1 protein-coding gene is annotated in these 18,534 nt (G+C 45.7%); it reads right to left on the reverse strand.

All coding sequences use genetic code 11. The annotated features are described in order from the left end of the window. Window positions 1–73 precede the first annotated feature (73 nt). Window positions 74–17,995 (reverse strand): retention module-containing protein, encoded by a 17,922-nt coding sequence (locus HRQ85_RS11515; protein ID WP_172379663.1) that lies wholly within the window; start codon window positions 17,993–17,995, stop codon window positions 74–76. Window positions 17,996–18,534 lie beyond the last annotated feature (539 nt).

The following is an 18,534-nucleotide window of genomic DNA, read 5'->3' on the forward strand; positions in this document are numbered from 1 at the left end:
CTCTTTTCGATTACATAATGACAAAAAAGAGGCCAGCAATGCTGGCCTCTTTCGTTTTGGTTTAATGGTTCACTTAACCGTGAGTTATCACATTCTGCTGTACCAATGCATCCAGAATGTCCGAAGGCATGTTGCCACTTAGTGTTAACTGAGGAGCAAGATCTTCAACCACAATCACCTGTTCCGTGGTACCTAAGCCATCCGGGTTGATCGTAAGCTCAATGTCATCCCCGTCCACTTTCGCATCTATTTGCTGCAGTAACGCTGTCATGTCTGGAGATGTGTTTTTAAGCTCTGGCAACACTTCTCTCAAATCAATACTGTCCCCTTCCGATAAATCAAAGTCGGTAATCGTATCTTCAACACCATCTTCGATGTTAAGCCATACGAACGAATCCATACCATCGCCACCAGTCAGAATGTCTGAGCCTCCGTCGCCAATCAGGGTGTCGTTACCGTCACCGCCAACCAGCGTATCGTCACCCGATCCACCCACAAGTCGGTCATTTCCTGATCCGCCAGTGAGGTTAGTATCAAAGTTACTCGCTAAAAGTTGCACATCGTCTGTTTCAGAAGACAGATCGAGATCTATTGGGTTCGCAACTATATTGAGGTTTAGATCAATGTTTTGAGATATCGCAATATCGTTATTGTCCGTTTCTTCAGATACCGCCTCAACCTTCAAGGTGTAATTACCCGGAGTTAACGGCTTACCAGCTGATGGTTGCTCGACGAGTCTGAGACTATCAATCGCATCAGCCGTCGCTATCCAAGTATCACCCACCAGCGAAACCGTACCCACATCACTGGTTACATCAACACCATCCGGAACATCACTGATCTTCAACGTTAACTCTTCAGTAATGTCCGTCAATGCAGCGACAATTCCAACTAAAGCGACTCCACTATTAGCGACCACAGATGAGCTGGTCGTAATGTTTCTCACATAGTTGAATGCCGGATCAATAGACAAGGTTGGCGCATTAGCGACTGGTGTCACTGCGATATTATAAACCACTGGTGCGGTTTCAATCGCGATACCAGAAGGGTTACCGCTGTCTTTGGCGATGATTTCTAAGCCAATGCTATTGGTTGGAGACAAGCTCGCATCGAGGTAGACACCGTTTGGACTGGTTGGCGTATCAATCAGTGCATTTAGGTCACTCAAAGTACCAACTAAGATAACCGAACCAGTGTTGTTGCCGTTGACCATCACTGTCGTCACTGCCGGAAGTGATACGTTCAATGTACCGTAATCCACTGTCAGCGTGACTGTCATTAAGTCATTAGAAAATGCATCCACATAATCTGGGTCACTGACATTGATACCACTCAATAGCTGACCAGCATCCTCGTCAATAACCGTAGTGGCACTGTCACCATTAACAACAGGCGTATCGTTCACTCCGTCGACAATCGCTGTGATCTCTGCAGTATCCGTTAGGAAATCATTAGCGCCGTTGGTTGTACCATCATCCTCGACGGTATAGGTGAACTTAACGTTACCGTTGTATTCATCAGCAGCCGTAAATATCCAGTACGGGCCAGTAATCATAGCGTCATCAGCGCCGCCAACATTCTCGAAGCGCAGTAATTGGCCTTGGCCTTCATCGAGCACCAGATTAGTCACGGTAATCGTGTCGCTCTCTGGGTCACTCGTTGCGCCAATCAGATCTTCCTCTTTGATGATCAACTGCCCTTCTTCAAGGATGTTTCCTAAGTCGATATCCGTTGCCACTGGCTGATCATTCACTTCCGTTACCACAACGCTAATTTCGCCGGTATCTGTTAAGAAATCATCAGCGCCGTTGGTTGTACCATCGTCCTCAACGGTATAAGTGAACTTAACATCACCGTTGTATTCGTTGGCTGCGGTAAATACCCAGTACGGGCCAGTGATCGTAGCATCATCAGCACCGCCCACGTTCTCAAAACGTTGTAATTGGCCCTGACCTTGATCGAGCACCAAACTGTTCACAGTAATCGTGTCGTTTTCCGGATCAGTGGTTGCGGAAATCAGGTCTTCCTCTTTAATGACCAGCTGACCTTCTTCAAGCATGGTGCCCAAATCAATGTCCGATGCCACTGGCTGGTCGTTGACTTCTGTCACCACAAGGCTGATTTCAGCGCTATCGGTTTTAAAATCATCCGCACCATTGGTTGTACCATCATCGATAATGGAGTAATTGAATTTAACGTCGCCGTTGAAATCATTATCTGCAATGAATATCCAGAATGGCCCCGTAATCCCAGCGTCATCAGCACCACCAGCATTTTCAAAGCGCGTTAGCTGACCTTGCCCTTGAGTAAGAGTTACGCCGGTTACCGTGAGGTTATGGTTTTCTAGATCAGAACTCGCTGCAATCAAGTCACCTTCAACAATCACGATTTGACCATCTTCCGCAATCGAACCTAAATCAACATTAGTCGCGACAGGCGTATCGTTCACTTCCGTCACCTTAATGGTGAACGTAGTTTGATTAGTTTGAGCAGTATTCGGATCACCCGCGTCAATCAAGCCGTTATTACCACCATCATCGAGCGTTGCATTGATCGTGACTAAACCACTCTGGTTGAGGTAATTCTGGTCTGGATCGGGTTTGAACGTCACTGCTCCATTGGTCAATGCGGTATTGATATCGGCTTCTTTACCGGTAATCACCAATGAGCCATCAGGTTGCAATACAAACGTCACGTCAGGTGAGCTCGTAAACTCAAACACACCTTGCGCTCCCGGCAGTGTTTGATCGACTTGCAACGTAAGAACATACGGAGCGTCTGGATTATCAAAGTTAGCATCAACGTCGTAGATACTAAAGTTGTCGATAGCGATACTGATGTCTTCCGGCGTTTCTATGTTGGTCACATTCACAAATGTCGGTTGATCGTTGATAGGGTCAATCACTAAATCAACATCGAAACTCGTTGGTGTGCCTAAATACTCTGTGTTATCAGCATCTGTATCCACAGAACGAACGGTAATCTGCAGTGGACCATTTATACCTAGAGCATTACCCGCATCACTATTATGTTCGCCAGAGTTAAATACGATCTTATCGAGCGACTGAGCTGAAACATCTAGAGTCCAGAGCTGTGTAATAGGGTCATAACTACCCAAGGTGGTTCCGTCAGGGTAGTAGATAGATGCATCTTGAGGAACGCCTGCCACTTCGACTCGAAGGGTTTCAGGTGCATTTTCGGTATACGTTCCGCTTCCTGTGGCCGACAACTCTTTATCTAAAATAGTCGCATTGATTTCGATATCAATATTCTGCCCTTCGTTGCCTGTTACAGAATCAGTCGGGTTAGTATCGACATCATCACCAACAGGTACCACATGCAGTTTGAAGCTTGGCAAGTTTGCCGCCGCAGTAGGCACACCCAGCAACGATTCTTGAGTGAAGACTTCCACACCAAACTCAGCGGTACCACTGAAGTTTTTAGGCGGCAAGATCGAAATCTCACTTAAATCGAATGATAACCCTGATGCTTGAGGTAGCTGAACACTCCACTCACCATTACCGTTGTTCTTGACTGTGTATGCCGAGGTTGCGTCTGCACGCATTTGGAAGCCATCAGGGACATCTGTAAACTTAATCGACACAAACTGTTCTGATCCATCAAGGTCAGTCAGTGCAATCGATACAGGTCCTGTGCCCGACAAAGAAATGAGCTGGTCTTCAGTGCCCGTAATCTCGATAACATCAGGATCGCTACCCGGTCCTGTTACGAGCACATCGTCCACGACTGGAATCACTTCAAAGCTGACGCTGGTATTAAAGGTATCGGAGTCACTTGCCGTGCCTACCGGAGAGGCTGAATCGTTATAGGTTGCGGTATCTGTGACTGTACCGCTAACATTAACCTGCACTTGGTTAATATCATTACCCGTTGGGTAATTTTCTATCGCCCTAAAGAACACATTATCGAGCGCCCCCGCCGCGATTTCAGCCTGATTAAACGTAACTGATGTGCCTAATGAAGTACCCGTGTTGTCATAAAATGCACCTATAGAAGGCTCGTCCAACGTCAAAGTAATGGACGTAAACACTTCTTGGCCACCTTCGACACCGGAAACCTGATCCGAAATGGTCGAATTGAAATCGAGCTGAATATAGGTGTCTTCATAACCCACCGGATCTTGCCCTGCCTGACCGTCGGTATCAACAGGATTAAAGGCATCATCAAGAGAACCCACGACATTCACCTCAATCGTTGGGTCCGTCTCCGCATCTGGCGCGACTTTGATGACGACTTCGGTCACTAAAGTTTTCTCATCACCTGAGAGTATGTCTTTGGTCACAATGGTCATTGGCAATCTAAAATCACCTGAGTAGTTTGGCGGCAGGTTCAATAACAAACCCGATGAATCGACAGCTACACCCTGTTCAACGGTCGTCTCATAAACATACTTTCCATTCACAAAGTCAACATCACTTCTTCCCGAAAGGCTAATGGGGAATGATGTAGTAGCATCAATAACCAAAACACCATCAATGATCACCGTCACTTGGTCAGTAGAATCATCGCGACCCGTAAAGCTCAAAATGCCATTTAGTGCCGCACCGAGATCAAGTTGAGTATCTTCAACCGCGTCTATCACACTGTCTTGCACAATCGCAATATCGGCAGCAACCTTGTTGCTCCCTGCCACCACCTGAGGGAATGACAGAGTGACTTCTCCGTCCCTACGAGCGGCCGTAGATGACTCAACCTCAGCACCATCACCTCGGTCTATCACCGTACTAAAGATGTCCATCTTGATGTCATTGAACCCTCCAGCCCCGCTGTTTCCTGAAGGAAGAACAAGGCCGTTCGGTGCACTTATGCTAAATATGTCTTCATTCGTTACAACCCAGCGCCCATTGCCTTCATAAGCAGCGCCAATAACGAGCAGTTGATTGAGTACAGCATCTGATAGAGCCGAGTCGTCCACATTTGTTAATTGAATAACTAACTGATCCACTTCTTCGATAACGGACGAAGCATCTGTTTCTTGATATCGAATGACGAACTCATCCGTAACCGATGTATTATCGCTATTGGTAGTGAACTTAAGCACGCCAGTGTTTGCATCAGCAACTACGGTTGCTAGTGCTCCAGTACCCAGCACATCATCGACGATAAGCTTGTTGCTAGCGTCTTGCGGCTCAACGACTGGACGTACGACAACATCAATCGAGCCCGTGATTGTCGCGGTAGCGATGCCCTGACCAGGATCAGTCGCATCAACATACTCATGATCTCGCTCTTCGATCATGACAACCGTATTAAGCGTAAAGTCGGCGCTCGAGTCTTGTTCGGGTGTGATCTGAATAAAATTATTGTTCAGTGCAATTTGAGTAAACTCTTCTGCCGTCTGTCCACTCTTCGGCGTAATGGTTAAAGTGCCTGCTGAAGCATCGTAAACCCAAGTTACATCGCCATTAACCACAACACTTTCAACATCTGTCGGAATGTCACTGATAACAATAGAAGTGAAATGCTCATCATCATCAATATAATCAGTGCCCTCTGGATGCCAATCAATACTGATCGCCGTATCTTCATCGCCATTAGTGACTGTGCTGTACGTCGCTGAGGTATCGATTCTAGGTTCGACTAACACTCGCACTTCTTGGTCAAACGTAAGCGTATGACCGTCATTCTCAGTCACGATCACTTTACCCTGAATGTGAATGTTCTCTGTTGAAGAATCGACAGGTCTGATGCGGATTCCTGAGGTTTTACCTGCGTCAGTGATGTTCGCTTCGTAGATAGGTTTAGAAAGATCGGGGCTACCACCCGGACCGGTTTCGTAACCGACAAAGTTAAGGTCAATAATGGTACCGTCACCGTCTTCCAGAATAACGCCATCAGGAATACCCGAGAGGATAACGGTTATGGATTCTGAACCGTCGTCAGGTAATGGTGTTGTGCCGCTATCTGGCCTTCTCTCGCCCGACAATACAGTGAAATCAAGCTCAGCAAAGCTATCGCCATTTTGACTCTCTTGAATTGTGGTTTGAACGCCAGATGTTGTGCCATCGGTGATTGCTGTCCAAGCCGTACCGTTGGTACCGCCGTATGGAGTATCAGCAACGCCTTTAACCTCAACGTTAACCGTTTTAGTCCCTAGGATCTCTTCATCAACTTGTGCACCAGTAGAGAGGTTCGCGGTATCTTTTACAACACCCGTAACCTCAAACGTGAAGTCAACATTGCTGTGTTTAGTCGGAACAATTTCTACGTTGGCTAGATCGGAATACGCCACTTCCTGATAATCGACACCATTAATGGTGATTGTAGGAACTGGGGTCGTTGTTCCAAGGAAATAAAGCACCGCACCTTCGGTAATATTGCTGATACGAACAAATAACTCTTCGGAACCATCAGTGTCCACTGAGCCGTTCATTGTGATGACTTCGTCTAGCGTGAAGGCATCTTTGTTGTCCAGAGGACCTGAGTAGTCTGGGTCATCAATATTGTCTTCGTTAATACGAATCCTATTAACACTGAATGAACCAGGATCCGCATCAGCAGTCACATCAATGATAATATTTTGCTCAACAGAGCGAGCGGTCGTTTTGTCTAACCCGCCGTTAGCTGAATCATCGTATGGATTAAGCGTCTCTTCAGTAATTGCCGTCGCTTTAAACTCAATTTGCCCAGAGAAGTTATCGATTGGGTTAACTACGGTGCTATTGATATCACCAGCTGCAATAATATAAACACCATTGATCGGAGTAAGAACGTTACCGTTTTGATCTAGCAACTCAAACTTCCCATCACCTTGAACGGCTTCTAGCTCATAGGTAATCGTCTCAGTGCGGCTGTTATCTTGTGACTCTGCGTTTAATTGCAAGGTAACGTTGTCTTCATCTTCGTTCACTTGATACTGATACGTGCTACTGGTGTCATCCCAAGTTGCAATATCCGCTACCGCTTCAATTTCAATTCTGAAGTTTGAGTTTACTGTGTGGTCAAGCGTGCCATTGTTATCAATTTCGAGTTCATAACGAACGCGCCCACCAGTTTCATTTGAACTAGCGTGCTGATCAGGGACGAAGAATAGATTGTCTATCGTCGCGATAGTTTGTCTTGGTTCATTCGGATTTGGAGCAAAGCTTTGCTCAAGTTGAGGAGGACCAAATATAATGCTCCCATTTGGTTCAGGTACTAGCTCATGGTAAGAAGTACCATCAAAGTAATAGAACGTACCTTGGTGACTATCACCTCCATTCGGGCTTTTTATCGTCAACTGACCTATTGATTCAGTGTTATCTTGGTCGTATAGGTTCACTTGCAGTGCAACTTGTGCAGGCGCATTAGGAAGACCACTTTGGTTATCTTGAACATTCTCAAGATCTGGTTCATCACCCGTTGCATAAGGTATCGTTGAGTCTCTACCCGCATCCTCGAAGGTCGTCACTTTCAGCGCGATTCTTGAAGAATCCCTATCCGTAATCGTGATGTCTAACGGTGTTTCAGAGGTGTCTAAGTCTCCATCCGTAGCAATCACGTTAATAGAGAAGTCGATTGTTTCACCGTCATGATCTAGATAGCCGCTAGCTCTAAATTCAATCTCACCGTTGGAGTTGATACGTAAACGCCCTAGCTCACGGGTGTCCACGCCACCGCTACCGTCATCGGTTTGCTCGTAAACTCGTACCTGTTGACTGCCGCTATTTAAATCGAAACTGCTGCTGTACGGCCCGTTATTTCCTGTACGGAAAACAATATCTGCGCCATTACTTGTTATACCCTCAATTCGACTCAGTACCGCGCCATCCGCGCCGACATCCGTCGCATTAGCAAACATGTCAACTTTGGAATTACCATAGCCCTGGCCTTCAATTCGTGTGATCGATTGAGTTGTCACCAATGGGACATCATCAGTCACCGTGATTTTCAGATCGATCGCGTTTGATTGGTCTTGATCAAAATCTTCTGCAACAACAGAAAAGTTAAGGTCAATCGCGTTTTCATCCGCACCATTAGGGTGCTTAAGGGGTTTAAACAATTCAAACTGATAACTGTTATCCGAGGTATCGAAAATAATCTCAAACACCGCTTCGTTACTGGTTACTGTTTGAGCAACGTAAGTAAATGTTGTGCCATTAAGTGAAACAGGCAGCCACTCTATGCTTTCGCCATCAGAGGTTAAGCCCGCGATAGCTAAGTTTTCATCGACCAACTCGTACTTAACAACACCATCAGCACCTTCATCAACGGTGAATAGCCCGTTAATAATGGTGTCTTCAGATTGATCCGAGCCAATCCCGGTAAGATCATCTTCATCAACAACCGTTTCACCGGTTGGCGCACTCATTACTGGCGCATCGTCTAGCACCTCGATTGGCAATGCATATTGGTTAGAATCATCACCGTCACCATCAACCGCAACGACATCAAATGGAATCGTTAAGGTGTTGGAATTCGGGCTTGTTGGATGGTTTAGAGGACCTAGCAACGTAAAGGTATAAGAGCCGTCATTCGCTAGCGCGAGCGTGAAGATAGGAGTTCCGCTTGTCGTCGTACCTTGATAGGTCGTTGTGTTCGCTGCTCCCGTGACTTCTGTAATAGAAATCGCTTCTGTTCCAGAGGTCAATGTCGCTTCAAGCGCAGAGATATTACGCAGTTCGTAAACCTCTACTTGGTCAGCACCTTCTGTGGTAACAAATGCACCTGTTGCTTGAGAAACCACAGACCCAAGATCATCCTCATCAACCACAAATGTGCTGGTCGCTGTCGTGTCGGTAATGACAGGCACATCATCGGTGATAGTAACGGTCAAAGGTTTCATCACAGAATCGGTATTGTCTTGGTCGACCGCGATCACTGGCAGAGTGAATACTTGATCGTTATTGCCTTGTACAGGCAGGTGGTCGAGCTCTTCCAATAAAGTGAACGTGTATTCGCCTAGCACCACACTACTAAAAGTGATGGTAAAGATATCCGTTTGAACACCTCCACTTTCAACGAAACCAATATAGGTTCCGCTGTTGGCTGGATCTTCTTTAAGCTGAACCACTAAGCCATCCGATTTCAATTCACCAGACGTGTTGAACTGAGTGGTATCAATACGGAAATGGCTCACATCATCACTTCCTGTTGTGAAAGTAATGGTTTCAGTTTGGCTCACAGGTAAGCTCGGAGATGAGCCATCCACGAGGTTCGCTTCTTCCAATGCCACCGTTGGAACCGTATCAATTACCGGTGGAGCACCATCTGAAATCGTCAGTGTCACTGTCGAAGTAACAATATCACCGTCTTTATCTTCTGATGTGACGGTAATCGTCTTAACGATGTCACCACCAGAATGATTCAGATTTCGATTAGGCTCAAAGCGCACATCGCCTTCAAGCGTGATAAACAATGAACCTTCTGTAAATACGAACTCTTGCTCACCAGTATTGGTTTGCACTAGAGATTCTTCAGGCTGACTACCATAAGTAAATTTGGTTATGGTGGCGCCATCAGCACTTTGCGCAGGCATCACATCAAATGTCGTTGTAGTTGGCGTACCCGTACTTGGCTCTGTAATGCTAAGCGCACCAGATTGCATCAATTGAACGTCATCACTGATGGTCACAGAAAGCGGTTTAGACGGTGAGATATCGCCATCGGTGTCTTGCGCATGCACCGACAAGTCAAAGCTGAGGTCGTTGTTTCCTAGTCCGTCGACATGATCCAAACGCTCTAACAAAGTAAACGTGTACTCACTAGGGTTAGTGTTATCAAATTCTAGGGTGAAGATAACTTTCTCAACACCGGAGCCATCCGTTGTGAATGCTATGTAATCACCTGAACCAGCAGGCTCTTCACGCAAGCTCAATTCAAGACCATCAGACTTCAATGCACCACTGGTATTAAACAACCCTACTTCGACGACAATCTTCTCGATGTCATCACTGCTCGCGAGTGAAGTAATGGTTTGGGTCACGCTGACTGGGTTGCCACTCGGTGTTGAACCATCAGCCAGTAAGCTTTCAGACAAGCTAACACTCGGCACGACATTCAACGTTGGCCCATCACCATCAACGATAGTGAGTGTTACCGTTGAAGAGGAAATATCCTTATCAAAATCAGATGAAGAAAATTCAATCAGCTTAACAATGTCGCCTGCAGAGTGGTCAAGATTACGATTTGGTTCAAACCTCACATCGCCATCCAAAGTGACAAACAGTGAGCCTTCAGTGAAAACAAATTCCTGCTCACCGCTGATGTTTTGATTTAAGGTAATCGCAGACCCACCGTCATAAGTGAACTGTGTAATGGTTGCCCCATCGGCACTTTGCGTAGGTAAAACATCAACGGTCGAGGTAGTTGGTGTGCCAGTATTTGGCTCTGTGATGGTTAACGTGCCATCTTGCATCTGTTGTAGGTCATCTTGAATGGTGACAACAACATCACGCTTAGCAGAGTCATCACCATCAGTATCAACTGCATAAACAGGTAAGTTGAAGTTAAGATTGTTATTAAGCGCGCCATCAAGGTGATCGAGTGCCTCAATCAGCGTGAAGGTGAACTGACCTTTACTGACACTATCAAAATCAATGGTGAATACATTAGTTACGTTACCGGCCCCGTCATCAGTAAACCCGATATAGTCGCCAGGTGAAGCAGGATCTTCTTTTAACTGAACAACAAGACCATTTGATTTCAGCACATCACCAGGATTGAATTCGTTGGTCGCGATTCTAAAGTGGCTTAAGTCATCACTACCCACGGTGTAGGTAATGGTTTGTGTTGAACTCACCGCAGAACCACTCGGCGTTGAGCCATCTGCTAGGTTCACTTCCGATAAGTTCACGCTAGGAACAACATCGATAACCGGATCAATCCCATCTTGGATCGTCAATGTGACATCCGCGGTATCAGTATCGTTATCAAAGTCGCTGGTCGTTACCACAATCGTTCTAACAATATCACCCGCTGAATGATCCAGATTTCGATTTGGCTCAAAACGAACTTCGCCTTCAATCGTGATGTACAGTAAACCATCGGTTACGGTAAACACCTGCTCTGTCGTTACATTCGGATCCAAGGTGACAGCAGTACCACCATCGTAAATAAATTGGGTGACCTTTGCGCCATCAGCACTTTGAGTCAGCATAACATCAATGGTTGGCGTAGTTGGAGTACCCGCCACGAGATCAGCCAGTGAAGGCTCAACAATATTCAAGGACCCGTCTTGTACACCTTGTACATCATCGGTAATGGTCACTGTCATTGGTGACATCGCAGACTCATCACCATCGGTATCCACCGCTATCACAGGTACATCGAAGTTTAAGGTGTTGTTCTGCAAGCCATCCACATGGTCTAACGCTTCAAGCAGCGTAAACGTGTATTGCCCTAAATTGGTGGTTGAGAAACTGATTGTGAAGACGTTGGTTTCTACGTTAGCACCGTCTTTTACAAAGCCAATATAGTTTCCAGAGTTCGCTGGCTGCTCTTTAATCTCAACCTCTAAGCCATTCGACTTCAAAGCCCCCGAAGTATTGAACTGAGCAGGGTCAATTCTGAAATGACTAACATCGTCACTACCCTCGGTATAGGTAATCACTTGAGTCATCGATACTGGGTTACCCGTTGGCGCAGAACCATCAGCCAGATCGACTTCAGAAAGACTCACGCCAGGAATGACGTTGATGATTGGCAGATCGCCATCGGTAATGGTTAGCGTGACTGTCGAAGTCACCACATCACTATCATAGTCACTTGAACTGACCACTATCGACTTAACGATATCCCCGCCCGTGTGATTAAGATCGCGGTTTGGTTCAAAGCGCACATCGCCTTGCAGCGTTATATAGAGTGAGCCTTCAGCAACCACAAACTTTTGCTCACCCGCATTACTCTGGTCAAGCGTAAACACTGTGCCATCGTAATTGATTTGGGTAATGGTCGTGCCGTCTGCCCCTTCTTGATCAAGAACATTGACGGTCGTGGTTGTCGGCGTACCCGCGGCTAAGTCAGCCACTGTCGGCTCTTCAATGCTGAGAGCGCCATCCACCATGACTTGAATGTCATCGGTAATCGTTACAGCCAGAGGCGACATCAGAGAGTCATCGCCATCACTATCGACCGCGTACACCGGCAAGTTGAATGTTAGGTCGTTATTACCTTGAATTGGTGTATGGTCAATCGCTTCTATAAGCGTGAAGGTGTATTCACCTAAAGTCGTGCTGCTAAATGCAAGTGTGAAGACCGTGGTTTCTACATTTGAAATGTCCGTTGTGAAGCCGATGTAGTTACCCGAACCCGCAGGCTCTTCTCGAATCTCAATAACTAAGTCATCAGACTTCAGAGTACCGCCAGTATTAAACTCACTCGGCTCAATGCGGAATTTTACAACATCATCACTTTGGTTGGTAAAAGTGATGGTTTCTGTTTGGCTAACCGCACTACCACTTGGTGATGAGCCATCAGCCAGATCAGCTTCTTCAAGTGCAACACTCGGCACCGCATCGATAGTCGGGTTGTCGCCATCGGTTATGGTCAAAGTTACGGTCGCAGTCACCGGATCGTTATCAAAGTCATTGGATGTCACGACTATCGACTTAACAATGTCTTCGCTCGCGGAATGGTCTAAGTTACGGTTGGGCTCAAAGCGCATCTCACCTTGAAGGGTGATGTACAACTCACCTTCTGTGAAACTGAATTGCTGTTCGCCTGCGATGCTCTGATCCAACGTCTTAACGATACCACCAAAAGAAAACTCAGTAACCGTTGCACCATCAGCACTTTGGTTTGGCATTACATCAATGGTATTGGTTGTTACCGTACCATCAGCCAGATTTGGCTCAACGATATCTAACGTACCGTCTTGCATGATTTGAACATCATCGCCGATGGTTACATTGAGTTGAGACACCAAAGAATCATCGCCATCGCTGTCTACCGCATAGACCGGAAGATCAAAGCTCAGATCATTGTTCGCTAGACCATCTGCATGATCTAACGCTTCCAATAAAGTAAAGGTGTATTCACCAAGAGTCGAGGTCGAGAAGCTAATCGTGAACACTGGAATTTCAGCATTTGAACCATCAGTAATGAAGCCGATATAAGTACCTGGATTCGCTGAATCTTCTTTTATCTCGACCACAAAACCATTCGATTTCAGTGCGCCGCCGACATTGAACTCGGTAGGTTCAAGACGGAAACGGGTCACATCATCACTTTGATTAGTAAAAGTAAGCGTCTCAGTTTGACTTACAGCACCGCTACTTGGCGCTGAGCCATCAGCAAGATTAGTTTCAGACAGAGTAACACTTGGCACCGTATCAATGGTCGGGATATCACCATCAGTAATCGTCAGGGTGACTGTCGATGTCACGGTATCCTTATCGAAATCGCTTGAGGTGACCTCGATCTGTTTAACGATATCTCCGCTAGTATGGTCAAGATTACGGTTCGGCTCGAAGCGAACGTCACCTTGAATAGTGATATACAGTGAACCTTCAGCAACTACGAACTTCTGCTCGCCAGTATTATTCTGGTCAAGCGTTAATACAGTCCCGCCATCATAAGTAAATTGTGTGATGGTCGCGCCGTCTGCCCCTTCTTGATCAAATACATTAACGGTCGTTGTCGTGGGCGTGCCCGCAGCCAAATCAGCAACTGTTGGCTCGACAATATTTAACGCTCCATCTTGCATGATTTGAACATCATCACCGATGGTCACATTCAACTGTGACACCAATGAATCGTCGCCGTCGGTGTCTACCGCATAAACAGGAAGATCAAAGCTAAGATCGTTGTTCGCTAAACCATCCACATGGTCTAATGCTTCCAACAACGTGAAAGTGTATTGGCCGAGGGTAGTACTAGAGAAACTGATCGTGAACACGTTGGTTTCAACGTTCGAACCATCCGTCACAAAACCGATATAACCACCTGGTGTGCTTGGGTCTGCTTTTAGCTCAACCACCAGCCCATTTGATTTAAGCGCCCCACCAACATTGAATTCAGTAGGTTCAATACGGAAACTTGTCACGTCATCACTTTGATTGGTGAAGGTAATCGTCTCAGTTTGACTGACCGCACTGCCACTTGGAGCAGAACCATCACTCAGGTTGGTTTCAGATAACGTAACACTTGGTACATTATCAATCGTTGGAATATCGCCATCGGTAATGGTCAGCGTAACCGTTGAAGAAACAAGATCGTTATCAGAATCACTTGAGGTCACCACTATCGATTTAACAATGTCTCCACCAGTGTGGTCGAGGTTGCGATTAGGCTCGAAACGCACGTCGCCTTGCAGGGTGATATACAGCGAACCCTCAGCAACATCAAACTTCTGTTCACCCGTATCGCTTTGGTCAAGTGTTAGTACCGCTCCACCATCATAGGTAAACTGAGTAATGGTCGTTCCATCAGCGCCTTCTTCATCGAGAACATTAACCGTTGTCGTAGTCGGCGTGCCTGCCGCTAAATCCGAGACCGTTGGCTCTTCAATATTGAGTGAGCTATTGACCATCACTTGAACGTCATCGGTGATCGTCACCGCCAACGGAGACATCAGAGAGTCGTCACCGTCGCTATCGACGGCATAAACTGGCAAGTTGAATGTTAGGTCGTTATTGCCTTGAATCGGCGTGTGGTCAATCGCTTCGAGAAGCGTAAAGGTGTATTCACCCAAATTGGTACTGCTGAAATCAAGAGTGAAAATGGTAGTTTCAGTATTCGAAATATCAGTCGTGAAACCGATATAACTACCCGACCCCGCAGGTTCTTCTCTAAGCTCAATCACCAGACCATCGGACGTAAGAGAATCGCCAACGTTAAATTCACTAGGCTCTAAACGGAATCTCTCAACATCGTCACTTTGGTTGGTGAAAGTGATCGTCTCTGTTTGACTAACCGCGCTACCACTCGGGTTCGAACCATCACTCAGATTCGTTTCAGATAAGCTAACCGTTGGAATAACATCAATGGTTGGGATATCGCCATCGGTGATCGTCAATGTAACCGTTGAAGAGACTGAATCTTTATCGAAGTCACTTGAGGTCACCACAATCGACTTCACGATATCTTCGCTCGTGGTATGGTCGAGATCGCGGTTGGGCTCGAAACGCATTTCGCCTTCAAGGGTGATGAACAAGCTACCTTCTGCGAAGTTAAACTGCTGCTCGCCTGAAATGCTTTGATCCAGTGTGTTTACGACACCGTCATAAGTGAACTGAGTGATGGTCGCACCATCTGCACTTTGATCAGGCATCACATCAATGGTGTTGGTTGTTACAGTGCCGTCAGCAAGATTTGGCTCGATGATATCTAACGTGCCGTCTTGCATGATTTGAACGTCATCACCGATAGTCACATTGAGTTGCGAGACCAATGAATCGTCGCCATCGCTGTCTACCGCATAAACAGGAAGTTCAAAGCTTAAATCGTTTTTATCTAGGCCATCCACATGGTCTAGCGCTTCAAGTAAGGTAAAGGTGTATTCACCTAACGTAGTAGCAGAGAAACTAATGGTGAATACTGGGATTTCAGAGCCAGAACCGTTGGTAATAAAACCGATGTAAGTGCCCGGATTAGCAGAGTCTTCTTTTATCTCGACCGCAAACCCATTCGATTCCAGTGCCCCACCGACATTGAATTCAGTTGGTTCAATACGAAATTTAGCTACATCATCACTACCAGCGGTAAAGGTAATCGTCTCGGTAGCGCTGACCGCACTTCCGCTTGGAGAAGATCCATCAGTAAGGTTGGTTTCTGAGAGAGTAACAGGCGGGATCAAATCAATGATTGGATCTTGGCCGTCAGTGATACTTAGCTCAAGCGTTGAAGTGTCAGTGTCTCCATCACCATCTTCAGCTAAAAATGAGAATTGTTTGACAATGGTTTCACTGTTTGTGTGGTCAATATCGCGCGCAACTTCAAAGCTAAAATCACCATTCAGTGAGATGGTTACGACACCCTCAGTAAAACTGAATGTTTGAGCAGCATCTGGAAGCAAGCTCTGATCTAGTGAGTAATCAACACCATCATAGTTAAACGATTGAATTGTCGAGCCATCAGCGCCTTCGAAATTAAATAGGTTGTACGAAACAACTGTATCACCAGTCAACGTTGGTTCATCGACAGAGACAACGTTATCCACTAATTCAACAACATCATCTGTGACATTAACGAGAATCTCAGCGGCTTCTGGTGTGTTCGAACCGCCAGATAGTGAAGAACGATCTCCATCCGCATCAACAGCATAAATAGGCAGAGCAAAGGTCAACAACGCGTCTTCAGCGCCTTGGTGAGAAAGCTCTTCATATAAATTAAATTCGTAGTTACCCAGTGAAGGGCTATCAATTTTAACGTCAAAGACCGTAATTCTCGATCCATTGACCTCTACATAACCTTCGTAAGTTTTTACGCCATTAGTTTCGTCAACCAACTCGAGTAGCACCGCCGCACCATTAGAAACCAAGGTGCCACCCGTATTAAACTCCGTCGGCTCCAGTTCATAATGGTCGATGATGTCGCTTTCGAAAATATCGGCAGTGATACTTCCGCTCCCCGCTACAGGCGCGGTTCCCTCTTGCGAGCCACCAATGATGCCTGCTTCATCGACACTAATACTGTCGACATTGGTAATAACTGGGCTATCGCCATCAGAGATAACAATGTTGATGTTATTGGTTACAACATCTTGGTCGAAATCGGTAATCGTGATCGGTAAATCGAACGTCAGTGAATCGGTACCCACTTGTTCGATTGGATTAAATTGCTCGAATTTATAAGTACCATCGGTATCTAGTGAGATAGTAAGAACAACCTCACCTCGGCCTTGAATGGACAAAGTGATCGTTGTCCCATCATCAGATAGCCTTGCAAGCGTATTTTGATTATCGCTGAGTATTCCATCAAATTGGTCCAACGCACTCGCATCAAAAACGGCTGATTGAAGGTTATCACTGCCAATATTGGAGAATGTCCCTTCAATTGGAACATTGCTTGTTTCTACGTTAGTGATATTCACACTTTCAGCAGACGGATCGACCCCATCAACCACGGCAACTTGTGCATTGATTGGTGTTGCTAATGAGTTTCCCGCGGTGTCTTCACCTTGAATATCAAAAGTGATGTTAATTTGATCGCCTGTATAGGAAACCTGACCACCACCAACAGACGTTACGTGATCAATTGGTTGAGAAATCGTTGTGGTCAGTGAAAGCTCAGCGTTATTTCCAACACTAACAACATCGATGTCGATGCGTAATACTTCATCGGTGCCTTGAACACCAATGATAGAGTTCGTCGCCGCATCATAAGTAAAGGTAACGGGCTGACCATTTGAGGTAATATCACTGTTTAGCTCTGTGAGTAGCGAAGCGAGAGACAGTGCTTCTGGGGCGAAAGAATCAGGGGAGAGCGCTAAACTACCAGCAATAATCGTTTCGGTAGTTTTAATAGATTGGGGATAGGTATTATCAGAAATGGAGCCTTCAGTGAGCACTTCACTGATTGATTGACCGCCCGATGAACGAGTTATTGTTCTGAACTCTTCTCGGTCTTCATCAACCGTTTGTTCTGCTAGACCTGCGGTCTCAAAAAATGTCGACGGATGAGTTTCGGTGTAGTTGTAGTCAATCGTCACAAAGCCAGCGTTTGCAGAACCTAATCCGCTACCCGCAGCCGTTGCTTCTAAGATTTGGGTCGGGTCGGCACCACCTAAAATGGCTTCTTGGATAGCAGCAAATTCATCATCATCAAAATCTCCAGCATCGGCTTGCTGCAAGTCAAAATTAACTTCTCCAGCGATCGGAGCATCAGCCCACGCTAAGTCTTGATCAACACAGCCAACACAATTACTTGCCACCTCAGTGACACCGTTTGGGGTACCTAATAAAAGCTCTGCTTGGTTGGCAGTAATAACAATCTCGTTTTCACGAATAATATCGCCAACTGAAATTTTTCGTGCGCTTCCGTCAGACTTAACCGCAATGACTTCTCCACTCACTGCCTCTACAACTGCAGCTTGGCGCGAAACTTCAATACCCATATATCCCCCGAGGTCACAAAATGCTGTATTGCTCAACATCGTGAAAATGATAGTAATAACGGTTTCAGGCTTAAATTATATTCAGAACTTATTCTCTGCATTAACAATCAATTACGTAGACTGATGTATGTGATGAGTCAGTTCCGTTTCGCCTGTTTTTTTTATAGTTTACTTAACCTTAAGCCTAGTCTTCCTTATCCGAAATGTCATGTCTGTTCGAAGTGACTTCTTTTCACAAATCTAGGCATTCACTTTAGTTTGTTCATGGACTAAGCAAAAGTTTATAGGGTGTTGATTAATGTGCAATAAGATGCACATCTTAATTACACCTCAAATTTTTATAAATATATACAGTAATAAAGTTGATAAATCATTAGGATTTATAGGCAATTAATAAGGTAGAGGTATACCTAAACCCCAAAGAAGAACTAAATCCCATATTTGAGACAAGGTTCAGCACAAAGCTGATGAGAAACCGTTCAAACACCATATATGGCGCCAATTACATGCGCAACTGCTGGAGTATTGAATAGGTATGC

Origin of the sequence: Vibrio sp. Vb339, assembly GCF_902751245.1 — a bacterium.
GTDB lineage: Bacteria > Pseudomonadota > Gammaproteobacteria > Enterobacterales > Vibrionaceae > Vibrio > Vibrio coralliirubri.